This is a genomic window from Vibrio casei (assembly GCF_002218025.2).
Taxonomy (GTDB): domain Bacteria; phylum Pseudomonadota; class Gammaproteobacteria; order Enterobacterales; family Vibrionaceae; genus Vibrio; species Vibrio casei.
The window spans coordinates 717,701-737,132 of sequence record NZ_AP018680.1 but is presented as its reverse complement, the minus strand read 5'-3'; the positions used below and the strand labels follow the sequence as shown (position 1 = coordinate 737,132).

Annotated in this window: 13 protein-coding genes and 1 pseudogene; 10 read left to right on the top strand and 4 right to left on the bottom strand. The window is 41.4% G+C overall.

The genetic code is table 11. The features are described from left to right. The first annotated feature begins 46 nt into the window (after window positions 1-46). A complete protein-coding gene (pncB, locus tag VCASEI_RS03555) occupies window positions 47-1,249 on the top strand; it encodes a nicotinate phosphoribosyltransferase (RefSeq protein ID WP_089110795.1) in 1,203 nt (400 codons plus the stop codon). Window positions 1,250-1,284: 35 nt separating this feature from the next. On the opposite strand, the gene VCASEI_RS03550 is transcribed toward pncB, so the two are convergent. Beyond that, window positions 1,285-2,828, bottom strand: a protein-coding gene (locus VCASEI_RS03550; RefSeq protein ID WP_110957763.1) for an IS3 family transposase whose coding sequence is annotated in 2 segments (ribosomal slippage) — window positions 1,285-2,363 and window positions 2,363-2,828 — 1,545 coding nt in all. Because the reading frame shifts where the segments join, the coding sequence is not laid out codon by codon here. A gap of 220 nt (window positions 2,829-3,048) precedes the next feature. On the opposite strand from VCASEI_RS03550, the gene VCASEI_RS03545 reads away from it, so the two are divergent. The 8 genes and pseudogenes from VCASEI_RS03545 to VCASEI_RS03510 all read left to right on the top strand — a co-directional run bounded on the left by VCASEI_RS03545 (window position 3,049) and on the right by VCASEI_RS03510 (window position 13,542). Then, window positions 3,049-4,185, top strand: a complete 1,137-nt coding sequence (locus VCASEI_RS03545) for a sugar diacid recognition domain-containing protein (RefSeq protein ID WP_110957772.1) — start codon at window positions 3,049-3,051, stop codon at window positions 4,183-4,185. Window positions 4,186-4,381: 196 nt separating this feature from the next. Next, complete coding sequence (locus VCASEI_RS03540; protein WP_110957771.1) at window positions 4,382-5,743, top strand: GntP family permease; 1,362 nt, start codon at window positions 4,382-4,384, stop codon at window positions 5,741-5,743. A 19-nt stretch (window positions 5,744-5,762) separates the two neighbouring features. Beyond that, complete coding sequence (locus VCASEI_RS03535; RefSeq protein ID WP_110957770.1) at window positions 5,763-6,902, top strand: glycerate kinase; 1,140 nt, start codon at window positions 5,763-5,765, stop codon at window positions 6,900-6,902. A gap of 87 nt (window positions 6,903-6,989) precedes the next feature. Next, window positions 6,990-8,164: pseudogene (chrA, locus tag VCASEI_RS03530) on the top strand (chromate efflux transporter). 77 nt (window positions 8,165-8,241) lie between these two features. Next, entirely contained in the window at window positions 8,242-9,669 is a 1,428-nt protein-coding gene (locus VCASEI_RS03525; protein WP_110957769.1) for an O-antigen ligase family protein, read from the top strand. 275 nt (window positions 9,670-9,944) lie between these two features. Further along, window positions 9,945-11,512, top strand: a protein-coding gene (locus VCASEI_RS03520; RefSeq protein ID WP_110957768.1) for an IS3 family transposase whose coding sequence is annotated in 2 segments (ribosomal slippage) — window positions 9,945-10,398 and window positions 10,398-11,512 — 1,569 coding nt in all. Because the reading frame shifts where the segments join, the coding sequence is not laid out codon by codon here. A 48-nt stretch (window positions 11,513-11,560) separates the two neighbouring features. Then, on the top strand, window positions 11,561-13,240 hold the full coding sequence (locus VCASEI_RS03515) for an AMP-binding protein (RefSeq protein WP_086961503.1): 1,680 nt from the start codon (window positions 11,561-11,563) through the stop codon (window positions 13,238-13,240). Between the two features lie 89 nt (window positions 13,241-13,329). Then, window positions 13,330-13,542 (top strand): VF530 family protein, encoded by a 213-nt coding sequence (locus VCASEI_RS03510; protein WP_089110545.1) that lies wholly within the window; start codon window positions 13,330-13,332, stop codon window positions 13,540-13,542. Window positions 13,543-13,648: 106 nt separating this feature from the next. Here the strand turns inward: VCASEI_RS03510 and fusA are convergent, their stop codons facing one another. Next, entirely contained in the window at window positions 13,649-15,739 is a 2,091-nt protein-coding gene (gene fusA / locus VCASEI_RS03505) for an elongation factor G (protein WP_086961507.1), read from the bottom strand. 419 nt (window positions 15,740-16,158) lie between these two features. Here fusA and mtgA point away from each other — a divergent pair, with 419 nt between their 5' ends. Beyond that, entirely contained in the window at window positions 16,159-16,848 is a 690-nt protein-coding gene (gene mtgA / locus VCASEI_RS03500) for a monofunctional biosynthetic peptidoglycan transglycosylase (RefSeq protein WP_086961509.1), read from the top strand. Between the two features lie 16 nt (window positions 16,849-16,864). Here mtgA and radA read toward each other — a convergent pair whose 3' ends face one another. Together radA and serB are read right to left on the bottom strand one after the other, a co-directional pair. Further along, window positions 16,865-18,247: a DNA repair protein RadA gene (radA, locus tag VCASEI_RS03495; RefSeq protein ID WP_086961511.1), complete on the bottom strand. Its 1,383-nt coding sequence runs from the start codon at window positions 18,245-18,247 to the stop codon at window positions 16,865-16,867. A 114-nt stretch (window positions 18,248-18,361) separates the two neighbouring features. Next, window positions 18,362-19,342 carry a phosphoserine phosphatase gene (gene serB / locus VCASEI_RS03490; protein ID WP_086961513.1) on the bottom strand — a complete coding sequence of 327 codons (981 nt, stop codon included), beginning with the start codon at window positions 19,340-19,342 and terminating at the stop codon, window positions 18,362-18,364. Window positions 19,343-19,432 lie beyond the last annotated feature (90 nt).

The following is a 19,432-nucleotide window of genomic DNA, read 5'->3' as shown; positions in this document are numbered from 1 at the left end:
ACTTGTCAGGTAAGATACTCGAATCGTTGTTATTTGAAAACTGGCTATGACTGACTCACTTCCCGAGAAACACCATCCTATCATTACATCCTTATTGGATACCGACGCTTATAAGTTGCATATGCAGCAAGCGGTTTTTCATCAATATCCCAATGTCGATGTGGTGGCTGAATTTCACTGTCGAAGCCAAGAAGATTTACGCCCTTATCTTAATGAAATTCACGATCAAATCTCTTACTTATGCCAATTAAATTTTCAAAGTGATGAACTTGATTATTTATCTAAGCTCCCTTTTTTCCAGCCTGACTATATTGATTACCTTAAAACTTTTCAGTTTAATATAGAGCAAGTCACGCTCGATAACCAAGGAGAACAACTTGCGATTACCATTGAGGGAAAATGGCTTGATGTGATTTTGTGGGAAGTTCCATTATTAGCAATTATCAGTGAAATTCGAGGTCGAACTCGTTATCCGAATGTTACGACACAAGACGCTACGTCACGTTTGCATCAAAAGCTTTATCAGTTTGAACATCAAACACAAGATCTCGATTTAACTGGCTTTTCTTTAATTGATTTTGGTACTCGTCGCCGTTTTTCAAAGTCTATACAAGCAAAAATTGTTGATGAATTAGTCGAACACTTTCCATATTTTAATGGCACATCAAACTACTACTTGGCCTTTACCCGAGGCTTAAATCCTGTTGGCACACAAGCCCATGAATGGTTTCAAGCCCATCAACAATTAAGTGGTGAACTCGCCGACTCACAACAGTTAGCACTGCACACTTGGCTACAAGAATACCCAGATTCACTCGGTATCGCACTGACCGATTGCATAAATATGGACGCTTTTTTAAGAGACTTCTCGCCCGCCTTAGCGCACGCTTTTATTGGTTTACGTCATGATAGTGGCGATCCTATAGCATGGGGTGAAAAAGCCATTGCGCATTATCAGCACTTGAGCATCGACCCAAAAGAAAAGTTATTGGTCTTCTCTGATGGACTTTCGCTTGAAAAAGCCACCGAAATCTATCGTCATTTTGTAAACCGCGTACAAACCAGCTTTGGTATTGGCACGAAACTCACTTGCGATATTCCTGAAGTGACCAGTTTAAACATCGTCTTAAAGCTCACGGCTTGCCAAGGCAAACCAGTCGCTAAAATTTCGGATGAACCTGGTAAGAGTTTATGTCGAGATGACGATTACTTACTTAGACTAAAACAAGCTTTTCATTTGGCTTCATAACGGTGTTTGTCAAACTAGTTGTCGCGATCACTACGTTATGCACTCTCAGCCTTGACACTATTTTGTTCAGGGTTTAAGTACACTTCTTTTGGTAAATCCCAATTACGGATATTACCGCTCCAGCGCTCAGGGTGAGCATCTTTAGCACCTTGATAAACTTCTTTTCTATTAGCCAATATGTCACCCGCTAATCCTGAATGCCTTTGATGTGGGCTGACGTATTTGATGCCACTATGTTTGTGGTTAAAATTATACCAGTGGCTAAATTTCAACACCCAACTACGCGCCTCATCAATTGTTGAAAACCCTTTATACGGATAGTCAGGGCGATATTTACACGTTTTAAATATCGACTCAGCATAAGCATTATCATTGCTCACCCTAGGACGATTAAAAGACGACACGACACCTAAACTATAAAGTGTTTCAAGCATTGATGAGCCTTTCATTGGGCTTCCATTATCCGAATGCAGTACCAGAGGATTATCTTTAACTCCTTCTTTTAAATGAGCTTTCTTAATTAATATTGATGCATTTTCTGCTGATTCGTCATCATGAATTTCCCATCCAACAATCTTTCGACTAAATATATCGAGTATCAAATATAAATAAAAATGCAGCCCTTTAGCGGGGCCTGGTAACCAAGTAATATCCCAACACCACACTTGGTTTGGCCCTGTAGCACAGTGTGTCGTCGGTACTTTTCTCTCTTTTATCTGACTACGTCCGCGAGCGTTTTGCTGTTTTTCTTCATGAAGAACACGATAATATGTTGATTCAGAAGCAAGATAAATACCCTCATCTGCTAATGTAGGGACGATTTGGCTTGGTGGTAAGCTCTTAAAATCATCGCTATTAACGATGGCTAATATGTTATCTCTCTCTGCTTTTGATAGCTTATTTTTTGGCTCAGGGCGCTGAGATATTGGTCTACCATCTGTTTTTATGTTCCCGTCAACAGTCCAACGTTGATACGTCCGGACACTGATCCCAAGTTCACGGCAAGCTTTAAACTTTGGCGCACCAGAACTCACAGCTTCATTAACTAGTTTAACTGCTTGAATGCGAGCTGAGTCGAGGATCATTCGTCCTCGGCTTCCCCCCAGATCGCATTTGCTTTTTTTCTTAACACCAATAGTGCTGCGGTTTCAGCGAGTGCCTTATCTTTTCGACGTAGCTCCTTTTCTAATTGATTGATCTGTTTTTTATCTTTCTTTGTTTCGGTGGAGAAGGCTTTTTCTTGCTCTTTAACGTTAGCGTTTGCATCTATACACGCATTTCGCCAAGCCGATACTTGTTCCACATAAAGACCTTTGCCTCGGCAATATTCCGCTAACTCAGCTTGATTTAAAGAGGCTGTTTCCAACACGACTGAGAATTTATTTGCTGATGACCACTGCTCAGCATTCTTTCCATCACCTGGCACTAAATGCCCCTTATCAATTGCTTGTTTTCGCCAATTATACAAGGTTGATTCACCAATCCCCATCTCGATTGATAATTGGGCTATTGCTATATTATTTGGAGGCATCATCTTCTGAAGAGCCGACTCTTTGCTTTGCGCTGAATAATGTTTCATTGTTACTCCACGCCCTCTGTTTAATGGTTGAATATTAAGCGCGACAACTAGTCTGACAGAGAGGGATAACGCCAAACTCTCCCTCATTATCATTTTATCGACGCCTTATAAAAGTTGTGCAAAATCACAATTATATACTTTATTCATGGCGTCCATTTTCCTGCCCGTTACTCTACCCTTAAAGAGACTCACCTCAGCGTATCGGTAAGGATATTTGACAATGCTACTTGATGATAAACTCGCGCAGCAAATTGTTGATCGGACCATGAAAATCATCGGTACGAATATCAATGTCATGGATCAATACGGCATCATCATTAGTAGCGGTGACTCCCTGCGTATTGGTCAAATTCACGATGGCGCACTATTAGCCATCAATCATGGTGATACGGTTGAAATTACCGAACAAAGCAGCCATGGCTTAAAAGGGGTAAAACCCGGTATTAACTTATTACTCAAATACAACCAAGAGATAATTGGCGTAGTGGGAATTACCGGTAATCCAGACGATATTCGTAACTATGCCGCCATGGTCAAAATGACATCAGAATTAATCATTGAACGATCGTTGCTGATTGAACAACTGCAGTGGGATAAGCGCCATGTTGAAGAGTTCATATCCTCTTGGGTAAATGGCGAGCTAGAACAAGATGAACTGAATCACTGGGCGCAAAGATTAAATCTTAGCCTAACCGACCCTAGAGTAGCGGTGGTCATTGAAGTACAAAAGAACACCTCAAACGATTACCTCACCACCATAAGAAAAATCGTTGATTTACTCGAATTTCCGCAGCGTAATAACTTAGTAGCAGTCGTTGCCATGAATGAGATTGTGGTTTTAAAGCCTTGTAAAACTGAACCAAAATCATGGAGTCATAATCATGAAAGCCAGCGTATTGATGAACTATTAATGCAGTTAACTCAACATGATATTGATAATGTGAAAATTTCACTTGGCCAATTTTATCCCAATTTAAACCAAGTCCCCCTTTCTTATCAAAGCGCTAAGCAAGTTCTCGCCTTAGGTAAAAAGCACGATCCTTTTGCTCAAAAGTACCTTTTTGAAGATTTTCGTATACCGGTATTATTAACGCCTTTAACCAATAGTTGGCAAGGTGAACAGCTCAGCCAATCAATAATAAAATTAAAGCAACGGGATAAATCTGGCCAACTAATGAAAACTCTGTATTCACTATTTGAGCACCAAGGAAACCTAAAGCATTGCTCGGAAAATCTCTATATTCACCGAAATACATTACGATATCGTCTCAACAAAATTGAAGAAATTACCCAGATATCACCCCATACTTTTAATGGTTTAGTTGAGCTGTACATTGCAGCACAGATCACGAAATAACGGAATATTTGTTCAAATGAACAATTTTAATTCTCTTTAACCATTTAAATTTGGTGGTACGACTAAAGCTATTTAACCAAACCTCAACAATAATAATAACTCCAATAATATGCTCATTTAACGCCCCAAATAAAAGCACAAGAATAAATGCTTAATGTTAATGAGTCTAATAATAATGACACGGAGTTACTCTGCCATGAGTCTAATATTCATCCTACTTGCGGTAATTGCTTTTATCGTAATCACAACAACCAAATATAAAATACATCCTTTTTTATCCCTTTTGCTCTCCGCTTTTTTAGCGGCTTTTGCTTATGGGCTTCCACCCGAATCTATCGCAAAAACTATCGCTTCCGGATTCGGTGGCATTCTAGGTTATATCGGCTTAGTCATCGTATTGGGAACCATTATTGGTGTTATTCTCGAAAAAAGTGGCGCGGCAATTACTATGGCTGATTCCGTGATTGATAAATTAGGAGACCGCTACCCAACATTAACCATGTCCATTATTGGTTATATCGTCTCTATCCCTGTTTTTTGTGATTCTGGTTTTGTCATTTTAAATTCGTTAAAAGAATCCCTCGCGAAAAGAATGAAAACCTCCAGTGTTGCTATGAGTGTCGCTCTTGCAACCGGTTTATACGCTACTCACACTTTTGTGCCCCCCACCCCAGGTCCAATTGCGGCCGCGGGAAATTTAGGGCTTGAATCAAACCTTGGCCTCGTTATTGGTGTCGGTGTTTTTGTTGCTGCGGTTGCGGCAATTGCAGGAATGTTATGGGCTAACCGATTCAAGTCAGTTGAACCTGATGGCATTGACAGCCAAGAGCACGCACAAGAATTACAGCAAGATTGGCAAGAATTAAAAGCCTCTTACGGTAAACTACCGTCTACCACGCAAGCTTTTGCGCCCATTTTCGTTCCAATTGTATTAATCTGTTTCGCTTCTATCGCTAACTTTCCTAGCCATCCGGTTGGCGAAGGTGTCATCAAAACTACCATTGCTTTTCTTGGTCAACCATTAACCGCGTTAGTCATTGGTTTATTACTGGCAACTCGTTTATTAAAAAGTGAACAAAAGATTGAAGAGTTTAGCCAGCGCATTACTCAAGGTATTATAGCTGCTGCGCCTATCTTATTAATTACGGGGGCTGGTGGTGCCTTTGGCGCAGTACTAAAAGCGACACCTCTAGGTGATTATTTAGGCACAACATTATCAGCACTTGGTGTCGGTATTTTTATGCCCTTCATCGTTTCCGCCGCACTAAAATCCGCTCAAGGTTCATCAACCGTTGCCTTAGTGACCACGTCTGCTTTAGTTGCTCCTTTACTAGCACAACTTGGATTGGATTCAGAAATGGGTCGGGTACTAACGGTAATGGCAATCGGTGCTGGCGCGATGACGGTCTCCCATGCTAACGACAGTTTTTTCTGGGTAGTGTCTCAATTTAGCCGCATGAGTGTTGGTTTAGCTTATCGAGCTCAAACGATGGCAACTTTAGTTCAAGGGATCACGGCTATGGCCTTGGTTTATATCTTAAGTCTCATTTTTCTGTAAATATCCAATAAGGTTTTGTATGAAAATAGTTATCGCCCCAGATTCATTTAAAGAAAGCCTCACAGCAAAGCAAGTTTGCCAAGCAATTGAAACTGGATTTCGCCGAGTATGGCCTGACGCTGAATACGTTCAAATCCCAGTTGCCGATGGCGGAGAAGGCACAGTGCAGTCATTAATTGATGCAACACAAGGTGAGTTAATTGAACTAATAGTGACTGGCCCTCTAAATACTCCTGTTGAAGCATTCTACGGACGACTCGGAGGCGATAACCATCATGCAGCGGTCATCGAAATGGCAGCAGCCAGTGGATTGCATCATGTTAAGCCAGAAGAAAGAGATCCTAAATTAACGTCGAGTGTTGGTACCGGTGAGTTAATTCTGCATGCATTAGATCAAGGCATCACCAAACTGATCCTAGGACTAGGCGGTAGCGCAACCAACGATGGCGGAATGGGAATGCTAACCGCACTAGGCGTTCGATTTTTCGATGACAGTAACCAAGAGATAGTAGGAAATGGTTTAGGTCTGACCAAAATACAAAAAATTGATGTATCCCATCTTGATGCTCGATTAACAGATTGTGAAATCATTATTGCTTGCGATGTGGATAACCCATTGTGTGGTGAACACGGTGCTACCGCAACTTTTGGTAAGCAGAAAGGCGCAACAGCAGAAGACACACAATTACTCGATCAAGCCCTCAATCATTATGCCGATTTGATCGAACAACAACTGGGGAGATCAGTTAAAGAGAGTAAAGGCGCTGGTGCCGCTGGAGGATTAGGAGCGGCATTTCTAGGCTTTACAAATGCAACACTCAAACCGGGAATCGATATTGTGTTAGAAACGCTCAATATCCACCAACATTTATCTAATGCTCACTTAGTGATCACTGGTGAAGGTCGAATTGATTGGCAGAGTGCTCACGGTAAAACGCCTGTTGGTGTGTCGAAAGTGGCAAAACTCTACGGTCTTCCGGTTATCGCGCTGGCGGGTTGCCTTGGTGACAATTATCAAGAAGTGTATGACTACGGAGTTGATGCCGTATTCGCCGCGATTCCTCGCCCTCTAGATTTACCTACGGCCTTTAGTGAAGCAGAAATCAATATGACCAATCTCGCCGAAAATGTTGCACGAATGTGGGTAGTTGCAAATTAATGACATAAAACAGAGCGTTGTCAAATGATTGTCACTTATGCTTGTTGTAATAATTCCATTACTTAAGTATTCGATAAATAAATCATTATGTTAACACTCTTTTTAGCTTTCTTTTCGCTTGGTTGGGTCAGTTTTGGTGGCCCAGCCGCTCATATTGGTTACTTTAGGCAAGCTTTTGTTGAGCAACGCCAATGGGTAACCGCTGAGGAATACGCCCAGCTCATCGCATTAAGTCAATTTTTACCCGGCCCAGGTTCTAGTCAAATAGGATTCGCTATTGGGTATCAAAGAGCTGGGGTTTTAGGTGGGATTTGTGCTTTCTTAGGCTTCACGCTGCCTTCCATCATTCTGATGGTTATAGCCGCCAGTGCCAGCGCATTTTTTTCAAACATGATATTTTTGAAGGCATTATTCATGGCTTAAAACTATTGGCCGTTGTTGTCGTTGCCGATGCCACTTTGAGTATGTACCGTAATTTTTGCCAAACAAAGATCACCGCTGCATTTTGTATACTAACCGCTTGCACCACTTTATTATTCCCTAGCGTTATTAGCCAACTTCTGTGCTTAATCATTACTGCTATTTTGGGCTCGTTATGGCTAAGAAAAGCCCCAAATCCCCCACAATCAAAACCTAACCAAGCACATTCCGTCGCCAACTATTCAATCATTCAATGGACGGCTGGGGGACTATTCCTCACTTTATTTTTAATTCTCCCTTGGTTCACAGACTTTAATACAACGATTCAATTGTTTTCTAAATTTTTCCAAACAGGCAGTTTAGTATTTGGGGGTGGACATGTGGTTCTACCTTTATTGCAAAATAGCTTAAATAATCAGATTTCTTCAGAGCAATTTCTAACCGGTTACGCTGCAGCTCAAGCCGTTCCTGGTCCAATGTTTACCATAGCGACTTATCTTGGTTATTTTTTATTGCCAAGTTCTCCTATATTCGGCGCTATTATTGCAACAACCGCTATTTTTTTACCTGGTTTTTTACTTATCATTGTCTTTTTTAATCACTGGCAAACATTGGCTAAAAAGCCCATTTTATCGAGCGCTATTTGCGGAATCAATGCCGCAGTTGTAGGACTATTAATGGCTACGCTATATCAACCTGTATTTGTGACAAGTGTGACTCAAACCCTCGATATTATTTGGGTCATCTTAGGATTATTCTCACTAAGAATACTCAAGCTTCCTATCGTGTTTTTAGTTATGGCTTTCATTTTCGTTGGTCTGTTATTTTCAACCCTACTTTGATTGCAGTGAGGTGAAATAGAAAAACCTATCTATACTAAAAATAACCAAATAAATTAATTACCTAATGGATATCGTGCATGAAAAAAAGCGCAATACTTTCATACCCATATTTCCTTTTAGTATTTATTTTATGTGGTTCCGTTTTTCTGAGTTTCACTCCGTACATTCCCACGGCTGACATGACCAGCATTTTTGATAACAAACGCTTTTTTATTATTTTATACATATTGATTACTGCTGGTGCTTTAATGGTTAGCAGCTCTCTTCGAAGCGATATCATACAGACAGGGTTTCAGCTACCTAAACGCATTCAATGGATACTACTAACCGCCATTTTTTTTGCCTTTATTGCAGATATGAGCGCTCTGTACTGGTACAAATCCCAAGCGGTATTTAGCTACTGGTTAATGCTCATTATCATGACCTTTATATTACGTACTGTAGTACTTGAGCACCAAGCCTTCATTTCTCGCTTTTATGTCTGGTTAACCATTATGTTGTTCTTGTCGGTTTTTCTTTTTCACTTTATTGCCAATATTTACAACGTCACCCCTAACCTGAGATACCTATTTAGCTTTGTGAATCCAAGGTATATTAACCATGTTCAAATTTGGCTAATTTTACCATTATTTCACGTCGCTTGGCTGCGTCGAAACAATCAAAAGTCTTGGTTTTATTGCCTTCCTGTCATTTTAAATTTTTGTTTATTGTTTGCTTTAGATGCACGAGGCGCATTTATTGCTAGCCTATCTGGCATTGTCCTTTTCGCGATACTCACACCAACTCATCGAGTTGAGATCCTAAAAAAATTAGCACTATTTTTAGCAATAGGACTTGCCATAAAATGGCTTTTATTTACCCCTTTACCACAATATTTTTTGCATGGAGTTTGGGCTGAAGGACAAGGTGAAATTCGCTTAAGCGATTCAAACCGCCTGCATTTATGGGAAAATGCCATCCAAATGATCAGTTTTTGGGGATATGGTGGGGATACTTTTGTTTGTAATAATGATGAAGTGGCACATACCACACATAACTCCATTCTTGCTATTGCGATTGAATGGGGAGTCATCACCGCTTTATGCTACCTAACATTACTACTAATGGCTTTTTATCGAGTTTGCACCACATCATCACACAATGAACGAGTACTCGGTATTACCATGCTATCGGGCTTTGCTTATAGCTTCATCTCAAGCGTCTTAAATACACCGATAAGCCAAGGATTAGCCATGATTTCCGTCGCGCTGTTTTGGGCGACTATTCAACAACCGAAAGAAGAATCACTCGGTTCAATCAATATGAAACTTACCACATCTCTTTCAAAGGTTCTGCATGGGCTATTAATGGTAGTTGCTATTTCTGCCATTACATTTATCGGCCATAAAACCTATATGCGAATTGACCATAACCAATATCGAGATCAACCACTCGATTACTATATGCCCCAATTTTGGTTAGAACATAATTGTAAAGATGCACAGCCTAAACTGGTTATAAAATAAACTACAATCAAAATATATACCCAAGTAACACAATAGACTATACACACCAGAACAAAATGCTCATTCATCAAATACACACATAGACATAAATACTTACAAAGTGCACAAAGCGCAAGATCACAACATTTTACTGGTAGGACCTTTGTCTTATTGTGGTTTATCAAGTAACAAGCTAAAAGTGTTAATAGAATGTAAATGAGCCCCCGGTGTCAGGATAGTTGTCCAGATCTTAGATCGCCCAAAAATCCAGTAATGGAGGGCTAACGAAGGACACTATGCCGAGATATTCCGAAGAAAGAAAAGCTGCCATCTTGAAGAAGCTACTGCCACCGCATAACAAAACCATTCCAGAAGTTGCTGCGGAGGATCACATCAGCGAAGCAACGTTATACAATTGGCGTAATAAACTCCGCTCCGAAGGTAAACCTGTGCCAGGTAATCAAAAAAATTCTGAACATTGGTCAGCTGAAGCCAAGTTCGCCACCGTCATCGAAACCGCCAGTTTGTCAGAAACTGAGCTTAGCCAGTATTGTCGCCAGAAAGGTTTGTACCCTGAACAAGTTAAAGCGTGGAAACTCGCTTGTATCAGCGGTGCGGGTCAAGCTGAGCAATCTAAGAAAGCAGAGCAGACAGCGCGTAGAGCGGATAAAAAGCGTATCCGAAAATTGGAAGCAGAGCTGCATCGTAAAGACAAAGCCCTGGCAGAAACGGCGGCGCTATTGGTGCTGTCAAAAAAGCTCAAGGCCTTGTATGGGAGCGACAGCGAGGAGGACTGACTCCTCTCGATATGCGCGAGACATTGCTGGCGCTTTTTGATGAAGCGGTTGCTAATGGCGCGCCTCAGTACAAGGCTGCAGACCTTATGCAAGTTCCACAGCGAACCTTGCGCCGCTGGCGTACGTCACAGGGTCATGTGTTGCCCGATCTTCGTCCTCTGGCTATCAGACCAGAGCCCAAAAACAAGCTGTCAGAGAAAGAGCGTCAGCATATTTTGAATGTCTGCAATGAGGCCGACTATGCCAACTTACCCCCCAGTCAAATCGTGCCAAAACTGGCCGATCAGGGAGAATATATCGCCAGCGAGTCAAGCATATATCGTGTGCTGAAAGATAACGACCAACTGCATCATCGAGGACGGACGAAACCGCCACAGCCTACGACGGAGCCCGCTTCTCATGTGGCGACAAAGCCCAATGAGATCTGGACTTGGGATATCAGTTATCTGCCCGCGAAGGTTCGTGGTCTGTACTGGTACCTTTATATGGTCATTGATATCTACAGTCGCAAAATTGTGGGTTGGGAAGTCCATGACTGCGAATGCGGAACGCTTGCTTCTCAGCTGATTGAGCGAGCCACCTTCGGTGAACGCTGTTTCGTGAAGCCTCATTATTTACATTCTGACAACGGGGCTCCCATGAGGTCACTCACCTTGCGTGCAAAGCTTGATGAAATGGGCATCCGAACGTCCTTCAATCGTCCGGGCGTGAGTAATGACAATGCCTATTCAGAGTCATTGTTCCGTACAGCTAAGTACCGGCCTAACTATCCGGAGCATGGCTTCGAAACGCTGGCAGACGCACGTGAATGGATACTGAATTTTGTAAACTGGTACAACAACGAGCATCACCACAGCGCGATTAAGTTCGTCACTCCAGCAGAAAGACACAGAAACTTAGATACAACAGTGCTGGCGAAGCGACATACTATGTATCAGCAGGCGAAAGCCAAGCATCCTGAACGTTGGGCAAGGGAGACTCGCGACTGGTCACCCGTTGGTTCGGTAACACTCAACCCCAAAAGCGCAGACAATAATGAACATGGCGGTCAAAAAAGAGCCGCATAATTAGAAAATCTGGTCAACTACCTTGAAATCTACCGTGAGGCCTACGTTATGAATAAAATAAACCAAAATCCAATATCAGAATTGGTCTTGCCACATGAGATGATCCTTAAATGGTCACAAGAACGACCTAATGATGTCTATTTAACCCAGCCAATCAATCGTGAGATTAAAGAGTTCACCTATTTTGATGTGGCTGATCAAGCACTAAGTTTGGTTTCAGCATTACGTGGCCTTGGGTTAAAACCTAAAGATAAAATCGCTTTACTGTCTAAAAATTGTGCTGAATGGTTTATTACTGACTTAGCACTAATGCTCGGTGACTACGTTAGCGTACCTATTTTTCCAACGGCAGGCAGCGATACTATTGAGCACTGTATTACACACAGTGAAGCAAAAGCGATTATCGTCGGAAAACTGGATGACGATAAAGCCACCATTGAAATACTAAATAAGTTCTCTGACCTTATTTCCATTGGTTTACCTTATCAAGGTGTCCCAGCTTGCCAACATCAATTTGATGAGTTAGTCGATAGCCACCCTCCTAGCGAGGAGCGTCCAGAACATAGTAGCGATACTTTAATGTCGATCGTTTATACCTCTGGCACCTCTGGTCTACCTAAAGGGGCAATGCTGACTTATGGTGGGTTCGCATGGTGCGCATCAAAAATTGTAGAGCATATTGGCCTTGAAGCGGATGATCGGCTTTTCTCATATCTTCCTCTTGCCCATATAACAGAACGAGTTTATGTGTTCGGAAGTTCCGTATTAGGTGGTGTACCAACTGGTTTTGCAGAAAACCTTGATACCTTTATTGATGATGTTAAAGCTCATCAGCCTACTCTCTTTATTTCTGTTCCTCGTTTATGGACAGTCTTCCAGCAGCGTATTCTTGAAAAAATGCCGCAACGTAAATTGAATATTTTATTGGCCATTCCGTTCTTAAATAACATCGTAAAGAAAAAAATCATCGCTGGTTTAGGGCTAGATAAAGCAAGGGTTCTCGGCTGTGGTTCAGCACCTATATCCCCAGCTTTACTTCATTGGTATCACAGTATTGGAATGAATATAACCGAGGCGTGGGGAATGACTGAAACCTTTGCCTACAGCACCATCAACTACCCATTCCGAGCAGATAAAATTGGCACGGTAGGAACCGCAGGGCCAGGCGTCGATATCAAAATTGCCAGTGATCAAGAAATCATGGTCAAGGGTAATGGTTTATTTGCGGGTTATTATAAAAATGAAGAAGCCACTAAAGAATCATTTGATAATGATGGCTGGCTTCACACTGGCGATATTGGCAATATTGATGATGAAGGTTATCTATCCATTGAAGGTCGCAAGAAAGACACCTTCAAAACATCCAAAGGGAAGTTTGTTTCACCCGTCCCTATAGAGAAGAAGATCTTTGAACACTCAAGAGTTGAAATGATGTGCTTGATTGGTCTTGGTTTACCTGCTCCAATTTTGCTAGTAATTCCTCATTCATTTAAAAACTTTGATCGTAAACGATATGAACGTAAAACCATTAAGATAATTGAAATGATTAATGCCGATCTCGAGTCACATGCCAAAATAAAAGGCGTGTTGATGATCAAAGAACCCTGGACGATTGAAAATAACGTGTTAACTCCAACCTTAAAAATCAAACGTCATGTTTTAGAGAAAAAATACCATGACATCGGCGCTGCATGGCCGAAAGATAAGCTAGTTGTTTGGGAGGACTAAAAGTTTCAATAAAATAAATAAAGAGAATATCCAAATAGAACGCAGTGGCTGCTATAATCTGCTGCATTCTATTTTCATTAGGTTTTCTCATGTCCCAAGCAAATAACCCTTTACACGGTATCACTCTTGAAAAGCTCTTAATAGAGTTGGTTGAACATTATGGGTGGGAGCGTTTGGGAGAAATGATCAATATCCGTTGCTTCACATCCGATCCAAGTATTAAATCAAGCCTTAAATTTCTACGTAAAACGGAATGGGCTAGAACTAAAGTGGAAAACCTTTACATTGATTTAAAAAGATAAATGGGGCTCTGAATACGCTGTAAATTCAGCCATTTAAAATGTTATCGGCATAAAAAACCCGCTATCACTAGCGGGTTTTTATTAAGTATTAAAAAGCGGTTAAGAATTACTTCTTCTCAGCTTCTTTACGTGCTTTAACGTCAGCAATTACTTGCTCAGCTACGTTAGTAGGACAAGGTGCGTAGTGTGCGAACTCCATAGAGAACTGACCACGACCAGAAGTCATTGTACGTAGAGAACCGATGTAACCAAACATTTCAGAAAGCGGTACATCTGCTTTAATGCGAACACCAGTTACGCCTGCTTCTTGGTCTTTGATCATGCCACGACGACGGTTAAGGTCACCGATAACATCACCAACGTGATCTTCAGGAGTAAACACGTCTACCGCCATGATTGGCTCAAGAAGTTGAGCACCAGCTTTAGGCATAGATTGACGGAATGCACCTTTCGCTGCGATTTCAAATGCTACTGCAGATGAATCGACTGCGTGGAAACCACCATCAAATAGTTCTATTTCAACGTCAAGTACTGGGAATCCTGCAAGAACACCAGTATTCATCATAGACTTAAAGCCTTTTTCAATAGCAGGCCAGAATTCTTTCGGTACATTACCACCAACAACTACTGATTTAAACGTAAAGCCAGTGTTTTGCTCACCTGGTTTAATACGGTAATCGATTTTACCAAACTGACCAGAACCACCAGATTGTTTCTTATGCGTGTAGCTATCTTCAACTTCTTTAGTGATAGTTTCACGGTAAGCAACTTGTGGTTGACCAACAATAAGATCTACACCGTAAGTACGCTTCAAGATATCTACTTTAATGTCTAAGTGAAGCTCACCCATACCTTTAAGGATGGTTTCGCCAGTCTCTTCATCAGTTTCAACTTGGAACGTTGGATCTTCTGCAACCATTTTACCGATCGCAACACCCATTTTTTCAGAACCGCCTTTATCTTTAGGCTGTACAGCAATCGAAATTACTGGGTTCGGGAACACCATTGGTTCAAGTGTTACTGGGTGCTTAGGATCACAAAGAGTGTGACCTGTTTGCACGTTCTTCATCCCAACGATAGCGATGATGTCGCCCGCTTGTGCGAAAGTCAGTTCTTTACGCTCATCCGCTTGCATCTCAACCATACGGCCAACACGTTCAGTTTTACCTGTGAACGAGTTCAAGATGGTGTCGCCTTTGTTCAATTTACCAGAGTAGATACGAACGAAAGTTAACGCACCAAAGCGGTCATCCATGATTTTGAATGCTAACGCTTTAAATGTTTCATCAGCAGAAACGATAGCATGCTCACCCGTTTCATTACCTTCTTCATCCATAAGAGGTTGAGGATTCACTTCCGTTGGAGAAGGTAGGTAATCAACAACCGCATCAAGTACTAATTGCATACCTTTGTTCTTAAATGCAGAACCACAGTATGTAGGGAAGAATGCTAGGTCACGAGTACCTTTACGGATACAACGTTTGATGTCTTCAACTGAAGGTTCTTCACCTTCCATATAAGCCATCATCAGTTCGTCGTCTTGCTCAACAGCCGTTTCGATCATCTCTTCACGGTACTGTTCTACATCATCAACCATGTCCGCAGGAACATCTTCAACAGTGTAGTTTTCTGGAAGACCAGTTTCGTCCCAGATATAGGCTTTACGAGAAAGAACGTCTACAACACCTTTAAATTCATCTTCGATACCGATTGGTAGAGTCATGATAAGTGGAGTTGCACCCAGTACTTTCTTCACTTGCTCTGTAACACGGTAAAAATCTGCACCCATACGGTCCAGTTTGTTTACAAAAATGATACGTGCAACTTCTGAGTCATTCGCATAACGCCAGTTAGTTTCTGATTGCGGCTCAACACCACCAGAACCACAGAATACACCGATACCACCATCAAGAACTTTAAGAGAACGATATACTTCTACTGTAAAGTCAACGTGTCCAGGGGTGTCGATTACGTTGAAACGGTGGTCTTTCCAGAAACAACTTACTGCCGCAGATTGGATAGTAATACCGCGCTCAGCTTCCTGTTCCATGAAGTCAGTCGTTGATTCGCCGTCATGCGTCTCACCACTTTTATGGATGGTACCTGTAAGCTTAAGAATACGCTCAGTTGTAGTCGTTTTACCCGCATCAACGTGGGCAAAAATACCAATGTTTCTGTATTTTGATAAGTCAGTCATTGTCTTACTCTATTAATAGGATATAAAGTTCGCGCAGAGTATAACACAATCTGTCAAGACTGATATCCCCTGTTCGCATTTGGATAAAAAATCTTTTTTACGCGAATTTAAACGCTTAAATCACTAAACTAACTACAATTTAATATGGACGTTTAATCGCAATACTACTATCAATCCCCTTATAAAAATCAATAAAATAACATTGAATAACAGGGGTAATAGGCAATACTAAAATAAACTATCAGGATGAATGTAATGAAAAATGCACGCTCAGATGAGAGCATAAAAGGTGCACAATAACGCCAAATTAAGTAAATTCATCGTCATCTTTGTACTAGAACCTCGCATTTAACAATACTTCACTTTATTCTCAGTTATCTCAATCATTGATGTGAAAAATCATCCCAAAAGGACTATTCATGGGTAAGCGGTTCAAAAAATGGTTAATACGATCAATTCTCTTTTTCTTTGTTTTTTCTATTCTGATCACTTTACCCCTTAAATTTGTCAATCCAGTTATTTGGAGCTGGCAATTACAACGTGACTTTTTTCCACCATCACAATATCAACAACGCCCACCATCAGATTGGGTCACTTTAGACCAGATATCACCTTACATGCAATTGGCCGTTATCGCCTCAGAAGATCAACGTTTTCCAGATCATCATGGCGTCGATTTTCACTCGACCCAAAAAGCCATCTCTGACATGATTTCAGGAGAACGTTTTAGAGGCGCGAGTACTCTCACTCAACAAACGGTAAAAAACCTATTTCTATGGTCTGGGAAGGATCTTGTTCGCAAAGCCGTCGAAGCCTATTTGAGTATTTTGGTCGAATTTGAATGGGGCAAGCAAAGAATACTTGAAATATATTTAAATATTGTTGAATTTGGCCCAGGGATTTTTGGCGTCGAAGCCGCAAGTCAGCATTACTTTGGTATTCAATCGAACCAATTATCGTCATCTCAATCCGCTAGACTGGCGGCAGTATTACCAAACCCCTATAAATTTAATGTCAATAAGCCGACACCATATGTCTGGCAAAGAGTGGACTGGATTGAAACACAAATGAATCAATTAGGATTAGGGTATTTAAAGAAAATGAATTAATACTTCTTTTTATATTTTATAATTCATCGAAAGCATCAATTGCTTCAGAGAGTTTTTTTACACCATGGATTTGCATTCCATCAATCCCACCTTTTGGCATATTTGCTGCGGGTACTATCGCTTTTTTAAAGCCATGCTTATACGCCTCCATTAAACGCTCCTGCCCACTTGGTACGGGGCGAATTTCACCAGCAAGACCCACCTCACCAAATACGACCACATCTTTAGGTAGCGGTCTATCTTTAAAGCTGGACAAAAGCGCCATGAGTAACGCTAAGTCAGCACTGGTTTCTGCGACTTTTACGCCACCAACCACATTGACGAAAACATCTTGATCCGCCATTTGTAAGCCGCCATGCTTATGTAAAACAGCAAGCAGCATCGATAATCGATTTTGATCAAGGCCAACGGCCACACGACGAGGATTAGACAATTGCGAATAATCAACCAACGCTTGTATTTCCACCAGCAGTGGCCGAGTACCTTCCCATACAACCATGACTGAACTACCCGATGTTTCCTCCTCTCCACGAGATAAAAATATCGCCGAAGGATTACTGACTTCTTTTAGTCCTTGTCCTGTCATGGCAAAGACGCCAAGTTCATTGACTGCACCAAAACGGTTTTTATGACTGCGCAATGTTCTGAATCGACTATCCGCACTTCCATCCAGTAACACAGAGCAATCAATAATATGTTCCAATACTTTAGGCCCTGCTAAAGTACCATCTTTAGTAACATGACCAACGAGAAAAACCGCTACATTATTTTGTTTAGCGTAACGCGTTAACGTTGTTGCCGACTCACGAACTTGCGAAACACTTCCCGGAGAAGATTGCACATCGGCCACATGCATGACTTGAATGGAATCAATGACCATTATTTTCGGCTTTTCTGATTCGGCAATTTGGCAAATGCTATCAACATTCGTTTCCGATAGCATTTTCAAGTTTTCTTTAGGCAAACCTAAGCGAGAAGCCCTCATTGCGACTTGTTGTAGCGATTCTTCACCAGTGACATATAAGGTCGGCATTTGAGAAGCTAAACGACACACAGTTTGAAGTAACAGCGTACTTTTACCGGCTCCAGGGTTACCGCCTATAAGTACCGCAGAACCGGGAACAATCCCCCCACCAAGCACTCGATCAAACTCTTTAAATCCGGTTGAAAAACGAGGCACTTCTTGCAGATCAATATCCGCTAAATTCTGAACTTTAAGATCAGTAACCGATCCGGCATAACCAGATAACCTTTCATTGCGAGCAACTTGAGGAGATGCAGCAAGACGCACTTCAGTTATGGTATTCCATGCTCCACAAGCATTGCATTGCCCTTGCCATCTTGGAAAATCGGCACCACAGTCATTACAGACATATGCGCGTTTTGCTTTTGTCGCCATGAAGGTCTCTCAATATAAATATGAAATAAAAAAGCAGAGCAGGCTCTGCATTAAAAATCAGGATCGGTATTTATCATCTTTCACTATAATCATTACTACAAAATCAGTAATAATTTATGGTATCGCTTTCCAGCTAATACGCTTTTGCTGTACTAAAGCGGCCGATAAAATACACAAAACGCCACCTAAGCCCGCAAAACGAATCGCGGTTTTGGCTTGTTGCTCTACTTTTGGCTTAGCGTGGTAGGCAATACCAAGACCTGCCGTAGCCATCATCACCAGATCATTAGCACCATCACCAACGGCAACCGTATTATGTTGTTCAACATCATACTCATCGGCTAAAGTCACCAAAATATCCGCTTTAGTTTCAGCCGACACAATGTCACCTAATACTTTACCTGTCAGTTTACCATCAACAATTTCAAGCGTATTCGATTGAGCGAAATCTAAACCTAATGTTTCTTTTAAGTGATCAGAAAAATACGTAAAACCTCCTGAGGCTATTGCGGTTTTCCAACCTAAAGCTTTCAATGTATTTACGATCTCTTGCAAATCAGGCATTAATGGTAAAGTGTCACGAACTTTAGCCAATATAGATTCATCCGCCCCTTTTAAAGCGGCAACTCTTTCACGTAAGCTAGCTTCAAAATCAAGCTCGCCTTGCATCGCACGTTCTGTAATATCAGAAACGAGCTCTCCCACTCCGGCTAACTTAGCAATTTCATCAATGCACTCGATTTGAATAGCAGTGGAATCCATATCCATTACAATTAAACCTGGTTTCGCTAACTCTGGTAATACACTGATCGAAGCACAATCCAAGCCAAGGGCGTGAATAAATTCAACCATTTCAGGGATAAGCTCCCCCCCCATCAAGGCCACTTCATACTGGCCAACTTTCCAAGAGTCCAAAACAGGATTAAAACGCCCAGTAAAGGAATCAATACGATCAAAGTCGCTAATAGCGAGATGCTCACTAAAAACAATCCATTGTGCTTTTTGCTTATCCAAGCTTGAATATAAATGAGATTCGGGCAAACGCTTTATAAGCGACATACTTTTCTGAATCTTCAATGTGGTGGTTACATCCATGTTATCTCGCCTTTTAAGTTGTTAATTTTGTGCGTTTCTATCCAATGAACAGAATCAATAAACAAAGTACAAAAACACATTATTGCGTCC

What these genes read in the sequence shown, in the direction of transcription:
- pncB (WP_089110795.1), top strand. Translation starts at nt 47, where the DNA reads ATGACTGACTCACTTCCCGAGAAACACCATCCTATCATTACATCCTTA.
- VCASEI_RS03545 (WP_110957772.1), top strand. Translation starts at nt 3,049, where the DNA reads ATGCTACTTGATGATAAACTCGCGCAGCAAATTGTTGATCGGACCATG.
- VCASEI_RS03540 (WP_110957771.1), top strand. Translation starts at nt 4,382, where the DNA reads ATGAGTCTAATATTCATCCTACTTGCGGTAATTGCTTTTATCGTAATC.
- VCASEI_RS03535 (WP_110957770.1), top strand. Translation starts at nt 5,763, where the DNA reads ATGAAAATAGTTATCGCCCCAGATTCATTTAAAGAAAGCCTCACAGCA.
- VCASEI_RS03525 (WP_110957769.1), top strand. Translation starts at nt 8,242, where the DNA reads ATGAAAAAAAGCGCAATACTTTCATACCCATATTTCCTTTTAGTATTT.
- VCASEI_RS03515 (WP_086961503.1), top strand. Translation starts at nt 11,561, where the DNA reads ATGAATAAAATAAACCAAAATCCAATATCAGAATTGGTCTTGCCACAT.
- VCASEI_RS03510 (WP_089110545.1), top strand. Translation starts at nt 13,330, where the DNA reads ATGTCCCAAGCAAATAACCCTTTACACGGTATCACTCTTGAAAAGCTC.
- fusA (WP_086961507.1), bottom strand. Translation starts at nt 15,739, where the DNA reads ATGACTGACTTATCAAAATACAGAAACATTGGTATTTTTGCCCACGTT.
- mtgA (WP_086961509.1), top strand. Translation starts at nt 16,159, where the DNA reads ATGGGTAAGCGGTTCAAAAAATGGTTAATACGATCAATTCTCTTTTTC.
- radA (WP_086961511.1), bottom strand. Translation starts at nt 18,247, where the DNA reads ATGGCGACAAAAGCAAAACGCGCATATGTCTGTAATGACTGTGGTGCC.
- serB (WP_086961513.1), bottom strand. Translation starts at nt 19,342, where the DNA reads ATGGATGTAACCACCACATTGAAGATTCAGAAAAGTATGTCGCTTATA.